13 protein-coding genes and 2 tRNA genes (1 of these 15 cut by a window edge) are annotated in these 19,721 nt (G+C 35.5%); 3 read left to right on the top strand and 12 right to left on the bottom strand.

The annotated features are described in order from the left end of the window. Positions 1 to 23: 23 nt before the first annotated feature. Both porV and porU read right to left on the bottom strand, forming a co-directional pair. Positions 24 to 1,283 (bottom strand): type IX secretion system outer membrane channel protein PorV, encoded by a 1,260-nt coding sequence (gene porV / locus GMA17_RS01115; RefSeq protein ID WP_248398174.1) that lies wholly within the window; start codon positions 1,281 to 1,283, stop codon positions 24 to 26. A 33-nt stretch (positions 1,284 to 1,316) separates the two neighbouring features. After that, entirely contained in the window at positions 1,317 to 5,186 is a 3,870-nt protein-coding gene (gene porU, locus GMA17_RS01110) for a type IX secretion system sortase PorU (RefSeq protein ID WP_248398172.1), read from the bottom strand. Positions 5,187 to 5,450: 264 nt separating this feature from the next. Between porU and gldJ the strand changes: the two genes are divergently transcribed. Continuing rightward, a complete protein-coding gene (gene gldJ, locus GMA17_RS01105) occupies positions 5,451 to 7,136 on the top strand; it encodes a gliding motility lipoprotein GldJ (protein ID WP_248398170.1) in 1,686 nt (561 codons plus the stop codon). A 67-nt stretch (positions 7,137 to 7,203) separates the two neighbouring features. Continuing rightward, the gene (murF, locus tag GMA17_RS01100) at positions 7,204 to 8,490 is read left to right on the top strand and encodes a UDP-N-acetylmuramoyl-tripeptide--D-alanyl-D-alanine ligase (RefSeq protein ID WP_248398168.1); all 1,287 of its coding nucleotides are present in this window, start codon (positions 7,204 to 7,206) and stop codon (positions 8,488 to 8,490) included. Between the two features lie 1,055 nt (positions 8,491 to 9,545). On the opposite strand, the gene GMA17_RS01095 is transcribed toward murF, so the two are convergent. The 9 genes from GMA17_RS01095 to GMA17_RS01055 form a co-directional block, all read right to left on the bottom strand. Then, positions 9,546 to 9,620, bottom strand: a tRNA-Val gene (locus tag GMA17_RS01095). A 42-nt stretch (positions 9,621 to 9,662) separates the two neighbouring features. Further along, a tRNA-Val gene (locus GMA17_RS01090) sits at positions 9,663 to 9,737 on the bottom strand. A 63-nt stretch (positions 9,738 to 9,800) separates the two neighbouring features. After that, entirely contained in the window at positions 9,801 to 11,018 is a 1,218-nt protein-coding gene (locus tag GMA17_RS01085) for a folylpolyglutamate synthase/dihydrofolate synthase family protein (RefSeq protein WP_248398166.1), read from the bottom strand. A gap of 3 nt (positions 11,019 to 11,021) precedes the next feature. Further along, the gene (locus GMA17_RS01080; protein WP_248398164.1) at positions 11,022 to 11,918 is read right to left on the bottom strand and encodes an energy transducer TonB; all 897 of its coding nucleotides are present in this window, start codon (positions 11,916 to 11,918) and stop codon (positions 11,022 to 11,024) included. A 16-nt stretch (positions 11,919 to 11,934) separates the two neighbouring features. Further along, positions 11,935 to 12,327, bottom strand: a complete 393-nt coding sequence (locus GMA17_RS01075; protein WP_066253519.1) for a biopolymer transporter ExbD — start codon at positions 12,325 to 12,327, stop codon at positions 11,935 to 11,937. Between the two features lies 1 nt (position 12,328). Continuing rightward, entirely contained in the window at positions 12,329 to 13,030 is a 702-nt protein-coding gene (locus GMA17_RS01070) for a MotA/TolQ/ExbB proton channel family protein (RefSeq protein ID WP_248398161.1), read from the bottom strand. A 50-nt stretch (positions 13,031 to 13,080) separates the two neighbouring features. Then, positions 13,081 to 14,475: a sodium:proton antiporter NhaD gene (gene nhaD / locus GMA17_RS01065; protein WP_248398158.1), complete on the bottom strand. Its 1,395-nt coding sequence runs from the start codon at positions 14,473 to 14,475 to the stop codon at positions 13,081 to 13,083. 12 nt (positions 14,476 to 14,487) lie between these two features. Next, positions 14,488 to 15,714 carry a Glu/Leu/Phe/Val dehydrogenase dimerization domain-containing protein gene (locus tag GMA17_RS01060; protein WP_248398155.1) on the bottom strand — a complete coding sequence of 409 codons (1,227 nt, stop codon included), beginning with the start codon at positions 15,712 to 15,714 and terminating at the stop codon, positions 14,488 to 14,490. 92 nt (positions 15,715 to 15,806) lie between these two features. After that, positions 15,807 to 16,862: an anhydro-N-acetylmuramic acid kinase gene (locus GMA17_RS01055; RefSeq protein WP_248398152.1), complete on the bottom strand. Its 1,056-nt coding sequence runs from the start codon at positions 16,860 to 16,862 to the stop codon at positions 15,807 to 15,809. Positions 16,863 to 16,954: 92 nt separating this feature from the next. On the opposite strand from GMA17_RS01055, the gene GMA17_RS01050 reads away from it, so the two are divergent. After that, positions 16,955 to 18,097, top strand: coding sequence for an acyl-CoA dehydrogenase (locus tag GMA17_RS01050; protein WP_248398147.1), 1,143 nt, complete (start codon positions 16,955 to 16,957; stop codon positions 18,095 to 18,097). 51 nt (positions 18,098 to 18,148) lie between these two features. Here the strand turns inward: GMA17_RS01050 and GMA17_RS01045 are convergent, their stop codons facing one another. Further along, positions 18,149 to 19,721: the 3' portion of a helix-turn-helix domain-containing protein gene (locus GMA17_RS01045; protein WP_248398144.1), read on the bottom strand. 860 nt of this gene lie beyond the right edge of the window; the window shows 1,573 of its 2,433 coding nt (coding positions 861-2,433); the start codon falls outside the window, past its right edge; it ends in the stop codon at positions 18,149 to 18,151.

Raw genomic sequence — 19,721 nt, 5'->3', positions numbered from 1 at the left:
TTTGTTTTATTCCTATACATATTTTAATACTCTCTATATGTTCCAGGTCCTAAATTAAACGTTAATGAAAAACGCAACGTATTTTCTAAAGGACTCTTTACTTGTGACGCCGAGAATAAGTATGATAAATCGATACCAATTACATTATACTTAAAGCCGGCACCAATGGCGAAAAATTGTCTCGCTCCTTTTGTTGAACTTTCATGGAAATATCCCGCTCTAAAACCAAAGGAATCTTGATACATATATTCCGCTCCTAAAGCCCATGTCCATTCTTGCATTTCTTCACTAAATCCGCCTGGTGCATCACCAAAGGACTGAAACATACCTTTAAAAAAGCCTACGTTTGGATCTTGACCTTCTATGATAACATTGGGTGTAACAACACTTCCTAAAGCATCAGTATCGGTATTATCTGTTCCGTTTTCTGGATCATATACTCCATTCCCATTATTATCGGTGTAGTTAAATTCCGTTCCATAAATAGGTGGTGTTGGCACCAACAATTTGGTAACTTCACCTGTTATAGATACTTTATTAAAATCATCTAATATAAAATCGAAGCCACCACCTAAACGCAAGGTTGTAGGTTGAAAGTTTTCTTGACCTCCTTCATCATATTTAAATTTTGGCCCAATATTTTGAATAGCGAATCCCAAACGAGTACGACCATTAAAGGTTGCATAGGCTTGCTCTTCACTTTGGTAATACCCCGAAATATCCACACCAAATGTACTTGCTGGAATGGCATCTGCATCAATTGCTCCAATTTTTAAATCAGACCGTAAATAACGCATAGCAACAGACATAGCAAACTGCTCACTTAATTTTAAGGAGTAGGATGCATCAATGGTCATTTCGTTTGGTTTTTCAATAAGTGCTTGAGAAAATTCATCTTGAACTAACTCAATTTCACCTAAAGAGAAATATCTAAAACTAGCAGCAAAAGCACTACGTTCGTTTATTCTGTTGAAGTAGGTTAAATTACCTAAAAATATATCTTTTACTAAACTACTTAAGTAGGGTGTATAGCTAACACCAATACCTTGTTTTGTTTCTGAAAACGCATATTTGGACGGGTTCCATTGTTGTGAAAACACATCAACGCCAGTAGCAACTCCCATATCTCCCATGGATGCTGCGCGCGCATCGGCAGCAATTAACACAAATGGTAAACCTGTGGTAATTACACGCGAATCATTTGTATTTGGTAAAACAACTGTTTGCGCATATATCTGGTGTGCAAAAACAAGAGTAAATAGTATTAAAATTTGATTTTTCATGTATTGATTTTATTTAGCAAATATAAAGTATTATTAAAGTATTACAAGTTTCTCAATTTTTTCAACGGATTTATTTAATAGTGGCGATCTTACGGTTAGTTTATAGATATAAACACCTTTTCCAATTTTATCTCCAAAATCGTCACGACCATCCCAAACAATATCTCGTGATAAAACGGACGTACCTTTTCCACAACATTCGGAAGAATTGGTTTGTCCATTGATTGTTTTCACCAATTTACCCGAAACGGTGAATATCTGTACTGAAACGTCTAAAGCATCCGAACTATTGTGATTAAACCAAAACTCGGTGTAATTAACAAAAGGATTTGGGTAATTTAAAACATTTTCGATAACAAGGCTCTGATTCTCGTCATGTACCACAAATTGAATTTCTGAAACAGATGAGTTATTATACACATCCCACGCTTTCACTGTTAGTGTGTGTAGTCCTGGCGCTATATCGCGCAGTGGAAAATTGGCAGTACCACGCTGATAATCATCAATTTCAGTTTGATAATAATCATTTAACACAAACGGATTCGTTTCGTCTCCATCTAAAATAGCCACAATGTCATGACCAATTCCGCTAGCGGTGTTAATTCCGTTTTCATCTTCCAATTTGACTAATAAACTAGGCGACTTATTGGTAATTCCACCAGACACGAAGTTTTCATCATTCATATACAACTGAATAACGGGCCCGATGGCATCTTCCGGAGCATCTTGATTTAGCCCCCCTATTATTACAGAGCTACTATTAGCGCCCGATTGATCATCGAGTGCATTGGTTTTTTTCGCATAAAAACTAATACGGCCATTACCTTCTGGAATACCTATATCTCTTGGCACTATAAATTCAAATTCAAATTGCCCATTGGTAATAGAAGCTTGACCTCTAAAGATTGTGGCGCCCAGCGTTTCAAAGTCCATTTTAATAAGCTGACCACCTTCTTGAACATTATCATTTGCTAAAGTAGTACGCTGTATCTTTTTGTCATATATATTAACCGAAAGCACACCATTGTAATTTGAAAGCACATTACCCGTTAAATCCGTTACTTCTCCAGCTAATTTAGCTCGACTTAATGCCTTTAAAGTTGGTGTTGGTTGACTAACAGGAACATCATTAACAGCTGTTAATCGCACATTTGGTTTTGGGAATGTTAATTTCATAGCTGGATCACCTATAAAGAACACCAAGCGTCTTTGACCAATTCCTGAAATGCCCGAACTAACCTTGGTTAACCTTAAGGCTTCAGCCATACTTGGGTACTCATCATCTGCATAATCATCATCTGGATTATAGGAAAATAAGTACTCCGTTAGGGCAATATTAAAGGAAATACCAACGCTCACAAAAATTTGACGTGTGGTTGTAATCAGTCCAATGGCACCACCATCTTTATTCCAATAGGTGTATTCACCTGCTGTAGGACGGAATGGGTTATCAAAACGTGTATATTCACAGGTTACCGTTACAAAGCAATTAAGCTTACATACATTATTTAAGTTCTGCGCATCGGGTTTTTCAAAAATTCGTTCTTTAGTCAGACCATCTTCACCGCCATGTCCAAAATAATTCACCACTAAAACACCGCTTTCTATAGCATTGACCATGGCCGTTTTTACCGCGGGATAAGTATTACCACCAGCTGAAGATTGCTGAACAAAGGCATCCGAATGAATTTTAGTTACATTTATAAAGCTTTTTTCTGCTGTAATATTATCGCCAATGGTATTGGTTGTTAATTGAATATCTTTTTCCCAAGATTCATCCACATCATCAGAAATTACAACCACATTATTACGCCAATTTCCATACGAAGCTTCCACGTAATACGACGCCACTTTATCTACCATTTCTGATGCTTGTTGAGGCGAATCTGCTAAAATACGACCAACAGCAATGTCTAATTTATCGGATGTTTGCATTTCACCTTCATTGGGATCCATCATGCCATAAAAATCATCTGAAACAAACGAGCTCGTTAAATTAAAACTATCATAGGCATGCCATGAAGGAATTATGTTGGTGTTATTTGGTATTCTGTCTTTATAATCAAAAGACCCATCACCAAATAAACATAAATATTTTAAGCGTCTTTCCGGTGAACTAGCATTATCATAAACATATTTCACAAAGTTCCGAATAGCTCCTATATCTTGAGCGCCTGGTCCAAATTCTAAATAAATATTACTTAAGTTAACCACTTTAACATTCAATCCATACTGCGCTCTATTAATTTGAGCTAAACGTTCGGCTTGGCCAACCATGTCACCACGCGCAATAATTATATAATCTATATCTTCAAAAACGCCCTGTGCATTATTAAAAATAGACCCTTTTAAATTTTGATTGCTTACATAAGGATTTGAAACCATGATGGGTTCATGAAAACTAGGTGCAGCTACTACAGCATATTTCTTTAAGGAACCTAAATTGGATGTAAAGGAAATAGTTGAGTTTGAACCTGTATTACTATAATTCCTAATATTATATATATCCGTTATGTCCCATACCTCATTCACTTGTGTGGCGTTTGTAAGATTATACTGCCCAATACCAGATGCTCCTGCAACGGCACGGTTATAGAACTCAAACTGACCACCTGCAAATTTTAATTCGCGTGTCGCTTCCAAGGAGATATAATCTAAATAACCCAAGGCGGAAGGGTTACCACCATTATTATAATCTAGTGTAATAGCAATATTTGCATTCGACACATTTACATTACCATTAAATACGGATTCACTTACTAACGTTGTTTCTGTAACAGCCGGAATGGTTAAATTAGCTACAGATGTGGCATTTACCTTCAAATCCATAGTTGTAGGAATTTCAGATGTAGATGCTACATACGTTGTAAGTCTTACTGGAATTGAAGGTACAATATTTGGAAATGAAAAATCGAAGGTTTGCGAGGTTTCAATATCAAATCTGTTTCCAAACCAACGTCTACCCACACTTGCTAAATTGTATTCATCTACTTCGTGATATTGATAGTCCTGAAACGTATCAATCATCATATCTACAGAACCAGAAGGTTGAATCATGGGTTGGATGCGCTTCCCGTTTCCTTGACTTATATTTATATAGTAATAGGTTACAGAATTATAGGCGTTAATATTGGTATTTCTTTTTACATCATATCCATTTGGCCCTTGCGCATAGAACATAATATAATCTCCATCATGAAAATACCCATCCGATTCACCTATAATACGAATGGCATTTTCAGCTAAATCATATGGATAAGGTTCTGCATTGGAATAAGGAATCATGCGTCCACCATTACCATAAAGCTTTATAGTTCTAGGATCCACAGCGTCCATATTTATTCCTAATTGCTGTAAAAACTGTCTGGATATTTTAAAAACTCCCGACTTATCTACCTGAAAGCGATACCAAGAACCCGAGCTCAAAACAGAATTTACAATATTTGATCTATTGGATGCTCTATGACTATTTTGGGTATTATAATTAATCGTGAAGGCCGTTACTTTTTTATACACCCCATTTTCTCTTATAATTGGTGAAACTGTTAAAAAGGCGCCACTTTTATTCCGACTAATACTATTATTAAGACTATATTTTATGGCATTCGGAATTGTTTTTAAGTCAACATCTTTTAAGTCACTTTTTGAAATTGCCGCATAGCTCACATTAGAAATCTGCACGGAATTCTCGTTAATTAATTGCGGAATATCCCATTGTGCAATAAACTCCAAGCCATTGGATAAACCGTAACTAAAATGCTCCTCATTGAACGCAGGAACTTTTATAGAAAAGCTTTCGTTTGCTATGGTTTTAGTACCATTCCAAGTGATGTTGAATCGCTTCTGCTGGGAAAAAGCCATAACAGAAATGAGCAAGGCAAATAGTAATAATTTCTTTTTCATTACACAAATAACGCAATTTAGTGTCGCTTATTATTAAAAATCAAACAATTTTAAGAAAATGAATTCAAATTTCCATAATAAAAAATATAATCGGTCGTTATAGTGTAACAAAACAACGGAGAAATGCAAAAAAAGCATCGTTAAAATGCTTGATAAATAGGATGAACCGCATAATATTTTAAGTAAATATTAAATAATTACTTGTATTATTACGCATAATTCTTATATTGCGTCACCAAAAATATTTTTAGCTTACTTAAACGTATGGATATGAAAAATGTATTAACAATAAAATTATTGTTAGTTTTAGCAGTAGCTGTTACAGCTGTTGGTTGTAAACGATCAGGCTCAAACAGTTCTCGAGCAACCGGTTTTGATATTAACTCTAGAGATGGAGGATTCCAATACAATACTAGTTTTAAAGGACAAGAAGCAGGACCTGGACTTGTATTTGTAGAAGGAGGAACATTTACTATGGGTAGAGTTCAAGACGATGTTATGCATGATTGGAATAATTCACCAAATCAGCAACATGTACAATCCTTTTATATGGATGAAACGGAAGTTACCAATTTAATGTATTTAGAGTATTTAGATTGGATTAAACGAATTTATCCACCAACTGAAAATAACTTTAGAGCTATTTATGATGGTGTTCTTCCCGATACTCTTGTTTGGAGAAATCGCTTGGGGTATAATGAAGTAATGACTGAAAACTATTTACGTCATCCGGGTTATGCAGAATACCCGGTTGTTGGTGTAAGTTGGATTCAAGCAGTTGAATTTGCAAATTGGCGTTCAGATCGTGTTAACGAATTGAATTTAGAAGAAGCAGGTTTTATACAAAGAGATGCTAAAATAAACGAAGTATCTGCTGATGCTACATTTAACACGGACACGTATATTAACGCACCTTCGCAAGTTTACGGTGGAAACACAGCACTTACTGATCCAGAAAACACACGTCGTCGTGTACAAACTAATGCAGCAGGTGATCCAATTAATGTTTATGCAACTCGTGAAACGGGAATCCTTCAACCAAAATATAGATTACCAACAGAAACAGAATGGGAGTATGCCGCTTTAGGCTTAACATCTATTCGTAGTTACAATGTGTATAGAGGCCGTAAGAAATATCCATGGGATGGTCAGTATACACGTTCAGGAAAACGTAAAGTAAGAGGTGATCAATTAGCTAACTTTAAGCAAGGTAAAGGAGATTACGGCGGAATTGCTGGATGGTCTGATGATGGTGCTGATATTACAAATGCTGTAAAATCTTACGAGCCAAATGATTTTGGATTATATGATATGGCTGGAAACGTAGCCGAATGGGTTGCTGATGTTTACAGACCTATTGTTGATGATGAGATGAGTGATTTTAATTACTACCGTGGAAATGTGTATACCAAAAACGAATTAAATGAAGATGGTACCGTACGCATTGTAACGAGTGATGAGATTAAGTTTGATACTTTACCAAACGGAAAAGTAATTGCCAGAAACTTACCTGGTGAAATTCACCAAGTACCAGTTGATGAAAACGAAACCTATTTAAGAACAAACTTTGATACCAGCGATAACAGAAATTATAGAGATGGTGATCAGCGTTCATCTCGTGATTACCGTGATGGTTTTAATGAAATGGAAGACGGTTCTAGTGAAACAACGCATACTAGAAAAATGTACAACTCACCAAATCACAATGTTGAAACAGATTCAACAGGTGCTTTAATTCGTGAGTATGACCGTTCTGATAAGCGTACATCTTTAATTAACGATGAAGTTCGTGTTTATAAAGGTGGTTCATGGAAAGACAGAGAGTATTGGTTAGATCCTGCTCAACGTCGTTATTTCCCACAAAATATGGCAACTGATTATATTGGATTTAGATGTGCCATGTCTCGTGTAGGTTCTAAATCAGAAAACAAAAACAAAAGGAAAAACTAATTAATTTAGTTATAAAAATTTCAAAAAGTCCTGACCGTAGTCAGGACTTTTTTTATACTTTTATTTTATGGAACTACATACCCTTCATAAACGTTTTTTAGAATGCAAAAGCGTTTGTACAGATACGCGAAAAATCACTCAAGAATGCCTATTTTTTGCGCTCAAAGGCGATAATTTTGATGGTAATAGCTTTGCCAAACAAGCCCTTGAAAATGGGGCTAAATACGTTGTTATTGATAATCCTAAATTTTTCCAAAACCATCAAACCATTCTCGTACAGGATGTATTAGAAACCTTACAAAAACTTGCCACTTTCCATCGGGACTATTTAGGGATTCCTATTATTTCACTCACCGGTAGCAACGGAAAAACAACGACAAAAGAGTTGATTCATGCTGTGCTTTCCAAAAAATTTAGAACAACGGCTACTATCGGTAATTTAAATAATCATATTGGCGTGCCATTAACACTTTTGTCCATGACCAAAGCGACTGAAATAGGTGTGGTTGAAATGGGTGCAAATCACCAAAAGGAAATTGCCTTTTTATGCCATATTTCAAAACCAGATTACGGCTATATCACCAATTTTGGAAAAGCGCATTTAGAGGGGTTTGGAGGCGTTGAAGGTGTTATAATCGGTAAAAGTGAATTGTATAAGTATTTGATATCACATAATAAATCAATATTTATTAACTCAGCAGATACGATTCAAGTAGATAAAACCAAAAATGCTAAAACAATCCCTTTTGGCCCTTCCGATAACAAAAATCAATTACACATTCAGTTTTTAGATGCTAAACCTTTTGTTAGTTTATCGTATCATGACCAAACTATTACTAGTAACTTAATTGGAGCTTATAATTTTAATAATATAGCTGCCGCTATTACTATAGGAAATTATTTTGAAGTCGATGATTCTGATATTCAAAAAGCCATTGAGAATTATATTCCAACTAATAATCGTTCACAAATTATCACCAAAGGAACAACCCGCATAATTTTAGACGCTTACAATGCTAATCCTTCTAGTATGATGGTTGCATTGGAGCATTTTTCAAAACAAGAACATCCTCATAAAATTGCCATTTTGGGTGACATGTTTGAATTAGGACCTGACGCTGAAAAGGAACATCAAGCAATTGTCAATTTAGCCGGCACACTTCAAATTGATAAAGTCTTCTTTTTAGGTGAAAATTTCTACAAAGCTACAAGTACTGATTCAAAAATAACCTTTCACAAATCATTTCAAGCTTTTAAAGAGACTTTCAATGTAGAAACGCTAAACAATGCACTAGTAATAATAAAAGGCTCTAGAGGCATGGCTTTGGAGCGTGTATTGGAATTACTAGATTAAGATCAGAATTGAATTTATTTTTAAACCAAATCCTAAACACCATTTACGATGTATAACCTAACAAGTTTTAAAAATTTGATAGGTTAAACCTTACTGCTCTTGGATTAATTCCATGGATCCAGAATAAACCTACTACCGCAAATGTACATCGGTATGCTCACGCATTCTAGCTTTTTTATTTCACAAACCCCTTTAAGGCGAGCTTTATAAAAGACCTAACAGGTTTTTAAAACCTGTTAGGTCTAACCTTAAGGCTCTTGGATTAATTCCATTGATCCAGAATAAACACACTCCTGCAAATGTAAATCTGAATGCTCACGCATTCTAGCTTTTTTTATTTCACAAACCCCTTTAAAGCGAGCTTTATAAAAGACCTAAAAGGTTTTAAATACCTGTTAGGTCTAACCTTAAGGCTCTTGGATTAATTCCATTGATCCGGAATAAACACACTCCTGCAAATGTACATCGGTATGCTCACGCATTCTAGCTTTTTTTATTTCACAAACCCCTTTAAGGCGAACTTTATAAAAGACCTAAAAGGTTTTTAAAACCTGTTAGGTCTAACCTTAAGGCTCTTGGATTAATTCCATTGATTCAGAATAAACACACTCCTGCAAATGTAAATCTGAATGCTCTCGCATTCTAGCTTTTTTTATTTCACAAACCCCTTTAAAGCGAGCTTTATAAAAGACCTAAAAGGTTTTTAAAACCTGTTAGGTCTAACCTTAAAGCTCTTGGATTAATTCCATTGATCCAGAATAAACCTACTACCGCAAATGTACATCTGAATGCTCACGCATTCTAGCTTTTTTTATTTCACAAACCCCTTTAAAGCGAGCTTTATAAAAGACCTAAAAGGTTTTTAAAACCTGTTAGGTCTAACCTTAAAGCTCTTGGATTAATTCCATTGATCCAGAATAAACACACTCCTGCAAATGTACATCGGTATGCTCACGCATTCTAGCTTTTTTTATTTCACAAACCCCTTTAAAGCGAGCTTTGCGGGTTTTGTGAAATAAAAAAATCTGCATTTCCATGCAGATTTTCGCTTGATGTGGGTCATACTGGATTCGAACCAGTGACTTCCACGTTGTCGACGTGACACTCTGAACCAACTGAGTTAATGACCCCTATAACTAAAAAAAGTCCGTATAAAACGGACTTTCTTTTTGTGGGCGATGAGGGATTCGAACCCCCGACCCCCTCGGTGTAAACGAGGTGCTCTGAACCAACTGAGCTAATCGCCCTTCGTAATTGGATTGCAAATATAAAGTAGTTTTTCATATTGCAAAACTTTTTTTGAGAAAAAATTAAATTATTTCTGCAACAACAAAAGTGCTCCCTCCAATATATATAATATCACCAGCCTGTGCCGTGTTTTTTGCAGCCGTAAAGGCATCATTTACACTACTATAAGCGTTTCCTTGAAAACCTTGCTCCTTAAAGGTATTTCTTAAAATATTTTCATCTAAACCTCTTGGCACATCGGGTTTGCAGAAGTAATACCTTGCATTTTTTGGTAAAAGCGGTAAAATAGAGGCAATATCTTTATCATTTACAACTCCGAAAACAACATGTAACGCCTGATATGGCAAATTCATTAATTGTTCCATCACAACCTTTAAGCCTTCCGAGTTATGAGCTGTATCGCAAATAATTAAAGGATTTTGTTGCAAAACCTGCCAACGACCTTGAAACCCTGTATTACGAACCACTTGTAATAACCCGTTTTTAACATGAGTATCAGCAATGATAAAGTTTTGAGTTTTTAAAACTTCAATTGCCTTTACCACCGTCTGAATATTTTCGTATTGATATGTGCCTTTTAAATCCGATTCATAATGTGAATGAACAACCTGATCCGCAAAGAAAATTGGTGCTTCCAAGCTTTTTGCTACTTCTTGAAAAACTGGTTTTGTCTCCGCTTGCGTTTTACCAATTACTATTGGAATTTGATTTTTAATAATTCCGGCTTTCTCATAAGCTATTTTATCCAGTGTATCCCCTAAAAATTGTGTATGATCTAAGCCTATATTGGTGATGATAGCCAGTTCAGGTGTGATAATATTAGTAGAATCCAAACGACCACCTAGCCCGACTTCAATTATGGCAACATCCACCTTTTCATTCCAAAAATAATTGAAGGCCATTCCGGAGGTCATTTCAAAAAAGGAAAGTCCAGAAATATCTAAATAGCCTTTATTGTGTTGTATAAAATTAACCACATATTCTTTGCTGACCATTTCGCCATTAACACGAATACGCTCGCGAAAATCCTTTAAATGTGGTGATGTAAACAAACCCACTTTATAGCCTGCCTCTTGCAAAACGGAAGCTAGCATATTACTTGTAGAACCTTTACCGTTGGTACCTCCAACATGAATGGTTTTTATTCTATTTTGAGGGTTATTTAAATGATGTGCGAAACGGATGGAATTGTCCAAATTGGCTTTAAATGCCGTTTTACCTTGTCGCTGATACATGGGAAGTTTTGAAAACATCCAGTTTAAAGTATCTTGATATGTCATAAATTATTGACCTATAGTGAAGTTAACTTCAACAAATCCTACTTGCGCTGCTGGCGCATTGCTATCTGGCCGCCATTTGTGAGATAAAGCTATTTTTTTTGCTGGCTCCAGAAGACATTTAGCCGTATTATTCGTGCCTTTAACGCCTGGATTGGCTTCTATGACATTACCTTCTCGGTTTACCACTATGCGAACTACAACCCTTCCAGACTCATTACAATCTTGATTTAATTTTTGATACGTTGCCTTTCCTCGTCCGTTTAAACCATAGCCTACACCTCCGCTACCAGAACCTGGATTGCCAAAATAGCTGGTGGCATACGGATTGCCATCTAATTGGCCTTTATCACCCGGTTTGTTGTCATCCCCTTCGCCACCAGATGTGGTGCCTTCCGATTTACTTACGCCTCCAATTAAAGCGTCTAGCTTTTTCTTTTTAGCCTCTTTCTCTGCCTGCTCTTTCGCTTTTTGTTCGGCTTCCGCTTTTGCCTTGGCATCCGCTTCTGCTTGCGCTTTTGCTTTTGCATCTGCAATTTTTTTCGCTTTAGCGTCGGCTTGTTTTTTCTTTTCTATTGCTAATGCTTCTTCGTTATTCTGTGTGATAACATCTTCCGCTTTTGTTTTTTCAGCAGCAGCCGCTTCTGGTTTTGTTTCTTGAGGTTTTGTTACCGCTTCTTCCGGAGGACGCTCTATGTTTTTTGGTTCGGATTTAACAGGTTCTTTTGGCTGTACGTTTCCGCTGCCAACATCTGAATTCCCAAAATTAACAGCTACGCCATATTCTTCCGGTGGATCCATATATGGAGGTCCCACTACAAACAACAGCAATACCAAAATAACGATTATTAAAGTCGTAATCTTGGCAGAATTCCGTTCGTGTTTGGTCTCTAAATATTTCATGGGTAGATGTGCCGTTTTAATTTGGCTTAACTGCTAAAATGACTTTAATTTTATTTCTATTCGCTATATCCATTACTTTAACCACATTATCAACAGGCACTGATTTTTCAGCACGCAATACAACCGTTGGTTTTTCTTGACTGGATAAAGCGGTTAAAAGTTCACCTTCCAACATACTTTCACCTACTAATTTTTGATCTACATAATAGCGCAAATCTTTAGTAATACTAACAGCTACAGATTTTTTATTCTCTGTTTTTCCACTGGCATTTGGCAGTAAAATATCAATAGCACTTGTTGTTACCAAGGTAGAAGCTATCATAAAAAATATAAGTAAAAGAAAGACAATATCCGTCATAGACGACATATTGAATTCGGGCGTTACTTTATTTCTTCCGCGTATATTCATATTAAATAGGTTCGTTTAGATGATCTAAAAATTCTAAAGAATTTGCTTCCATTTGATACACCACCTTATTTGTTTTTACTACTAAATGGTTATACGTGATATAAGCTATAATACCGACAATTAAACCAGCAACAGTTGTCGTCATAGCTGTATATAAACCACTGGCAAGCACATCCATTTGAATGGTTCCGCCAGCATTAGCTAGTTCAAAAATAGCTAAAATCATACCGACTACGGTTCCAAGGAAACCAATCATAGGCGCTGCACCAGAAATGGTTGCTAGGATACTAACATTTTTTTCTAATCCGTAAATTTCTAACCGACCAGCATTTTCAATAGCGGTATTAATATCTTCAAGTGGTTTGCCAATTCTAGTAATTCCTTTATTTATTAATCTAGAAACAGGTGTGTTGACTTGTGCACACAAAATTTGTGCCGCTTCAATTTTACCATTACTTACATGATCCTTTATCTGATTCATGAAATTACTGTCAATTTGTGATGCCGCTTTGATAGCAAATAAACGTTCAAAATAAATATAGCAAGCAACTATTAATAGAACAAAAAGTATGGCTATTATAATTTGACCTGCCATGCCTCCACTACTTATTAATTCAATAATGGAGAGTGTTTTTTCAACTGATTCGCCATCTGGAACTATTTCAGCTCCTTCTTGAGGACTTTGTATAAATGTATTTATCATATGATTTGTGACTATAATATTATTAACGTTTTAAATGATACAAAATTATATTAGAAAATGGTTCTGGTAAACATAAAGGCAATTGCTCCAACTAAAAACCCAACTAGCGCTAACCAACCAATATTTTTAAGGTACCAGAAAAAATCAATTTTTTCCATTCCCATAGCTACCACACCTGCTGCTGAACCTATTATTAACATACTTCCACCTGTACCGGCAGCATAGGCTATAAAATGCCAAAGTTCATTATCAATTGGTTCTGAAAACATACCTAAACTAGCCGCAACTAAAGGAACATTATCAATAACTGCCGATCCAACACCCATTAATAATACTACCAAATCTGAAACGCCTTCGTGGTGTAACTCTGTACCCAACATAGGCATATTTTCCTGTAAGGTGGATGCAAAGCCAAATAATATTCCCAGCGATTCTAAAGCGGCAACTGCCATTAAAATTCCTAAAAAGAAAAGGATACTTGGCAACTCAATTTTAGATAATGCTTTATGAACTGGGCTATGATGGCCAACATGATCTGCATTTACATCTGTATCAAAAGACATGGCAAATTTTCTATTACTAAAAACCTCCGCAAAAATAGCAACAAAAGCCAAGGCTAACATCATACCAACATAAGGCGGTAAATGCGTGACCGTTTTAAAGATAGGAACGGAAACAATACCACCTAAACCTAAATATAACATAGTTGCACTGTGCTCACTTTTTGGCGCATCATCTTCTGAATCAGGATTGTCAATTTTCCCCTTAAATGCTGGTAAAAATGACGCTATAAATACTGGTATTAACATACATAATAATGAGGGAACAAATAAGTAAACAAATAAATGTCCTGTGGTTACTTTTTTACCAATCCATAACATGGTTGTGGTAACATCTCCAATTGGAGACCACGCTCCACCAGCATTGGCAGCTATGATAATTAAACCCGCATACCAAATCCTCACGTCCCGATCAAAGATTAATTTTTGTAGAATAGAAATTAAAACAATTGTAGCGGTTAAATTATCAATAATTGCCGATAAGAAAAAAGCTAAAAAGGCAAATATCCATAGAATTCGCCCTTTACTTTTCGTTTTAATAAAACCTTTTATAGTAGCGAAACCATCAAAATAATCTATAATTTCAACAATGGTCATGGCTCCTAATAGAAATACTAATATTTCTGATGTTTTACCTAAATGATGCAATAGTGTTTCTTCCATTAAGTGCACCCTATCTTCATGGTTTAACAAACCTAAATTGTCTACCAAAGCATGTTTTGCAGAGTCAAACCATTGGGTAAAATCATCAACGCCAATTGCAATAATGGCCCAACAAATAGCCATCATAACCAAAGCGGGGATCAGCTTATCAATTTTCAAATTGTGCTCTAGTGTAATAGCTAAATACCCTAAAACAAATACAATAATAATTATTGCTTCCATAAAATTATCTAATTATACTAATTGCCCTAATGCGATTTCGAAGGCAGTTTTACTTAATTCTTTTTTTGAACTATTTGCATTATAAACATTTTGCAAAGCCCTCTTTATCGTATCTGAAGTGTCTTGAAAAATAGACTCATCGCTCATTTCAACACTACTTTCCATTAGATAGGCAAATACTCGTGCCATTCCACAATTGGAAATGAAATCTGGTATTAAGCTTATGCGCTCATCGGTATGTTCCATAATTGGTCCGAAGAAAATTTCTTTATCGGCAAAAGGTACATTAGCACCGCAAGAAATAACTTCCAAGCCACTTTCAATCATGGTGTCAATTTGGTCTTGGGTAATTAGGCGCGATGCCGCACATGGTAGGAATACCTCTGTTTCCAATCCCCAAACTTTTTCATTCATTTCTTGGAATGGAATTAAATTCTCACCACCTAGTGTATTTCCTTTTTTATTCAGGTATAGATCTGTAATTTCTTCAAACGAAAATCCATCTTTATTAATCACGCCACCAGCAATATCCATAATACCAACAACTTTAGCGCCCATTTTAGATATATAGAAAGCAGCAGCTGCTCCTACGTTTCCAAAACCTTGGACAACAACGCGCTTTCCTTTTACAGTCCCACCAAAAATATCGTAATAATGTTTAACGGCTTGTGCAACACCAAAGCCCGTAATCATGTCGGCAACAGTATATTTACGTTTTACACTAGGTGAATATTCTGAACTTTCTATGGCTTTAATAACACCGTGGCGCAATTGCCCAATACGGTTAATTTTATCGCCTGGTGTTGGTTTAAAATGTCCTTCAAAAACACCCTCTTGCGGATGCCAAAGTCCTGTTTGTTCCGTCATAGGTATTACCTCATGACTCTCATCAACATTTAAATCGCCACCCGTTCCATAATAACTTTTTAACAATGGAGAAACCGCTTTAAACCAACGCTCCAACACACCTTTTTTTCGTGGATCATTGGGATCAAAGTTTATTCCAGATTTAGCACCACCAATGGCTGGTCCTGAAACTGTAAACTTTATTTCCATGGTTTTAGCTAATGATAAGACTTCATTGACATCCAATCCTTTTCGCATGCGGGTTCCACCACCAGCAGCTCCGCCGCGAAGGGAGCTTATTACGGTCCAGCCTTCAGCTTCTGTTTCTGGATCTTTCCAATTGAATACAATTTCCGGTTGCTTATTCTCGTACTTTTGAAGTAAGTCTTTCATTATAGTTTCATTATTATTTTAAATCCAATAGTTGTTATTCTTCAACAAATATAAAAAACAAAAAATCGGTAAATATCAATTTTCCAATAATTTTAAGGTTGAAACGTTCTTCCTGAACTATGATCCATTTTTGCGCCTGTTACACTTGCTAAACAATTCACTTCATTTCGCTGTTTTAACACACCTAACAGACTGAAGATTAACGCCTCTTTATAGTTAACTAATTTTGAATTGGGTATAACGAGTTCCGCTTTTGTCTGTGTTTTTATTTCTTCAATTAGAAAGGAATTATAAGCGCCACCTCCAGTTATTAAAGTTTTGCCATTTTTTATTTGATGCCCTATTTGAATGGCGATATGTGCAACAAACGTTCGTAAAATATCCTTAATGGGAATTTCAAAAGCATTAATCCTTGGAAAAATAAATTTATCAACCCATTCTAAACCCAATGATTTTGGATGCGATTTTTTATAAAACTCCAAACTATTTAAGTTTTTTAAAAGCGCTAAATTAACCTGTCCTGACGCCGCTATTTTACCAGAATCATCAAAATCTAATCCTAAAGATGCCACGTAATGATTAAGGACAATATTTGCTGGGCAAATATCGTACGCAATGCGGTTCCCGTTATCTTCGGTTGAAATATTAGCAAAACCACCTAGATTTAAACAATAATCAAAATCTGAAAAAAGTAATTTATCGCCAATTGGCACTAAAGGTGCACCTTGACCTCCTAGTTGGACATCTTGAACTCTAAAATCGCAAACCACGGTTTGCTGCGTTAAATGGGCCAGTATTTGTTTATTCCCGATTTGTAAAGTAAAGCCCTTTTCTGGTTCATGTAAAGCTGTATGCCCATGTGAACTGATAAAATCTAAACTAGCAATCTGATGTTTTGTTACAAATGTATTTATAACGGAAGCAAGATACGCCGTATAATCTTGATCTATTATTTCTAAATTATCTTTAGAAAGGCCAACCAAGTTTTTAAGTTTTAAGAACCAGAAATGGGGATATGGAATGGTTTCGCATTCTAAAAATGTATACTGCCATTTTTCATTAAACGTGAATTTAATATGAGCTATATCAACACCGTCTAACGATGTTCCAGACATAATACCTAAAACATTATAGGAAGATTTTATCATATCGCGTAAAAATACTAATCATTATTGAAAAAATGTTCCTAAAACCTTATCTTTGCATTCATTTTTTATCAATTCAACAACAACAATTTATTATGGATTTTAATCTTACCGAAGAACATATGATGATTCGCGACGCAGCGCGCGATTTTGCTCAAACAGAATTATTACCTGGCGTTATAGAGCGTGATAACAAACAAGAGTTTCCTCAAGATTTAGTAAAAAAAATGGGCGAACTTGGTTTTATGGGTATTATGGTTGATCCTAAATATGGCGGAAGCGGTATGGATGCCATTTCCTATGTATTAATAATGGAGGAACTTTCAAAAATTGATGCGTCAGCTTCTGTTATTGTTTCGGTAAATAACTCATTAGTATGCTATGGACTTGAATCTTATGGTAGTGAGGAACAAAAACAAAAATACTTAACAAAATTAGCGACTGGTGAATTTGTAGGCGCATTTTGTTTAAGTGAACCTGAAGCTGGTAGTGATGCAACATCACAAAAAACCACAGCAATTGACAAAGGCGATCATTATGTTTTAAATGGTACTAAAAACTGGATTACAAGTGGAGGTCGTGCAGATGTGTATTTAGTCATTGCACAAACGGATAAAGATAAAGGACACCACGGTATCAATGCTTTTATAGTTGAAAAAGGGATGCCTGGATTTGATGTTGGACCCAAGGAAGATAAATTAGGGATTCGCGGAAGTGACACCCATACCTTGCAATTTAACGATGTAAAGGTGCCTAAAGAAAATAGAATTGGTGCGGATGGTTTCGGTTTTAAATTCGCCATGAAAACGTTATCTGGTGGACGAATTGGAATTGCTGCTCAAGCATTAGGGATTGCGTCAGGCGCTTATGAATTAGCGAAGAAATACAGTAAGGAACGTAAGGCATTTGGTACTGAAATCTGCAATCATCAAGCCATTGCTTTTAAAATTGCTGATATGGCCACCGAGATTGAAGCGGCTCGTATGTTAGTTATGAAAGCAGCTTGGGATAAAGATCAAGGTAATAATTACGATATGTCTAGTGCTATGGCGAAGCTATACGCAAGCAAAGTAGCTATGGACACAACGGTGGAAGCTGTTCAGGTTCACGGTGGAAACGGTTTTGTTAAAGAATACCATGTTGAGCGTTTAATGCGAGATGCCAAAATTACACAGATTTATGAAGGAACTTCAGAAATACAAAAAATAGTTATTTCTAGAGGTGTGTTAAGAGATTAATTTTTATTAAAATATCTACATATAAATCCCAATGTAACTATTGGGATTTTTTTATTTTAGAGATTCTAAAACCAAGCGTATCTCTCCATACGTGAACTTGTCATCCAATTGATGTTTTAAATCTGAAAGGTTTTCAAACTTATACTTTGGAATTAATTTTTGTAATTCCTTATAATGTTCCACAGACATTAAATCTGTCGGCTTTATTTCTCCCGATGGAATAAAGCTAACTAAATGACCGAAAATAGTGTTTTCATTTAATGCACGTTCATTAGCAATTTCTTCAATTGTTTTACCAGATTTAAAAAGATTTAAAGACTGAAGTTTCGTATCTACTTTTTTTTCTTTCTTGTCTTTGAATTTGAAGGTTTCGGTTTGTTCTTCATAATCGATATCATTTTCATCACAAAAATCTCTAATTACTTCCAGAATGGCCGCCCCATATTTTTCCACACGAACCTTTCCCATGCCATCTATTTCCAATAATTCATTTTTGGAGGTAGGTAAGGTTTCACACATAGCATATAGCGCCTTTTGCGTGAATATTTGGTAATGGATTAAGTCGTTTTCTTGAGCAATTTCATTTCTTAAAACACGTAACAATTCAAAAAGCTCCACATTGGTAGTACCATCTATAACTGTCTTTTTAAGTTTTTTAGGCTTTTCTTTGGCTAGAAAGACTGCTTTAGCTCGCAAATTTAAAAATAAAAGCGTTTTAAAACCATCTGCCAATTCCTTAAAGTATAAGGTTTTAGTTTCTAATAATTCTTCAATACTATCCAAATTTTTAATCAGATCTTTTTCCAAGGCTTGGTTATCCGTTGTAAAATTAAACGTCTTAAAAGCAGGATTTATAACAGTGTCTAATTCATTTTGAAAGTACAAAATTGCCTTTTTAAACCGTCCTTGAATTACATGACTAGTTTCTGGTAAGCTTTCTACTTTTGAAATATTGTTTAATTGACTATTAAAACTGGTTCCTATTTTTAAAAGATTTGTAATAGCGTTTTTAACCGTTTTTAAGGGCGCTTCAATTTTACCTTCTATACTACCGCGATTTTTATAATAAATATCTAAAATGCGATTTATAGGATATAAGAAATCATAAAAATTAAATACTTCAGATATTAAACCCAATTGAAAATGTCGTTGGGATAACTCCAATACAGTTTCATCAGGTTGATTCTCATTCGCGGATTCGTTAAACGAAATAACATGGCTATCACTAATAATCTGATTGGAAGTAATTTTACTTTTTAAAACTAAACCTTCCAAAGATTTACAACGACTTAAAGCCACATAGGTTTGACCGTGAGCAAAAGCACCTTGGGCATCTATTATAGCTTTCTCGAAAGTTAAACCCTGGCTTTTATGAATAGTAATAGACCATGCCAAGCGCAATGGCATCTGACTAAAGGAACCAATTTTATCCTCGGTTATCGCATTCGTTTCTTTATTAACCGTATAATTAATATTATCCCAAACCTCTTGGGTGGTAACAATATTAAATTCATCTTCCGGACAGCGCACAACCACTTCATCTTTATTCAATTTGATAATCTTACCAATTTTACCATTGAAATAACGCTTCTCTTGAGAACTATCATTCTTAATAAACATGACT

This window comes from Bizionia sp. M204 (assembly GCF_023205095.1).
GTDB lineage: Bacteria > Bacteroidota > Bacteroidia > Flavobacteriales > Flavobacteriaceae > Algorimicrobium > Algorimicrobium hallyeonense.
Note: the sequence above shows the minus strand (reverse complement) of the source record. Positions and strands in the feature narration are given on the sequence as shown.

Coding starts and splice junctions, on each gene's coding strand:
- porV (WP_248398174.1), bottom strand. CDS start 1,283: ATGAAAAATCAAATTTTAATACTATTTACTCTTGTTTTTGCACACCAG.
- porU (WP_248398172.1), bottom strand. CDS start 5,186: ATGAAAAAGAAATTATTACTATTTGCCTTGCTCATTTCTGTTATGGCT.
- gldJ (WP_248398170.1), top strand. CDS start 5,451: ATGGATATGAAAAATGTATTAACAATAAAATTATTGTTAGTTTTAGCA.
- murF (WP_248398168.1), top strand. CDS start 7,204: ATGGAACTACATACCCTTCATAAACGTTTTTTAGAATGCAAAAGCGTT.
- GMA17_RS01085 (WP_248398166.1), bottom strand. CDS start 11,018: ATGACATATCAAGATACTTTAAACTGGATGTTTTCAAAACTTCCCATG.
- GMA17_RS01080 (WP_248398164.1), bottom strand. CDS start 11,918: ATGAAATATTTAGAGACCAAACACGAACGGAATTCTGCCAAGATTACG.
- GMA17_RS01075 (WP_066253519.1), bottom strand. CDS start 12,327: ATGAATATACGCGGAAGAAATAAAGTAACGCCCGAATTCAATATGTCG.
- GMA17_RS01070 (WP_248398161.1), bottom strand. CDS start 13,030: ATGATAAATACATTTATACAAAGTCCTCAAGAAGGAGCTGAAATAGTT.
- nhaD (WP_248398158.1), bottom strand. CDS start 14,475: ATGGAAGCAATAATTATTATTGTATTTGTTTTAGGGTATTTAGCTATT.
- GMA17_RS01060 (WP_248398155.1), bottom strand. CDS start 15,714: ATGAAAGACTTACTTCAAAAGTACGAGAATAAGCAACCGGAAATTGTA.
- GMA17_RS01055 (WP_248398152.1), bottom strand. CDS start 16,862: ATGATAAAATCTTCCTATAATGTTTTAGGTATTATGTCTGGAACATCG.
- GMA17_RS01050 (WP_248398147.1), top strand. CDS start 16,955: ATGGATTTTAATCTTACCGAAGAACATATGATGATTCGCGACGCAGCG.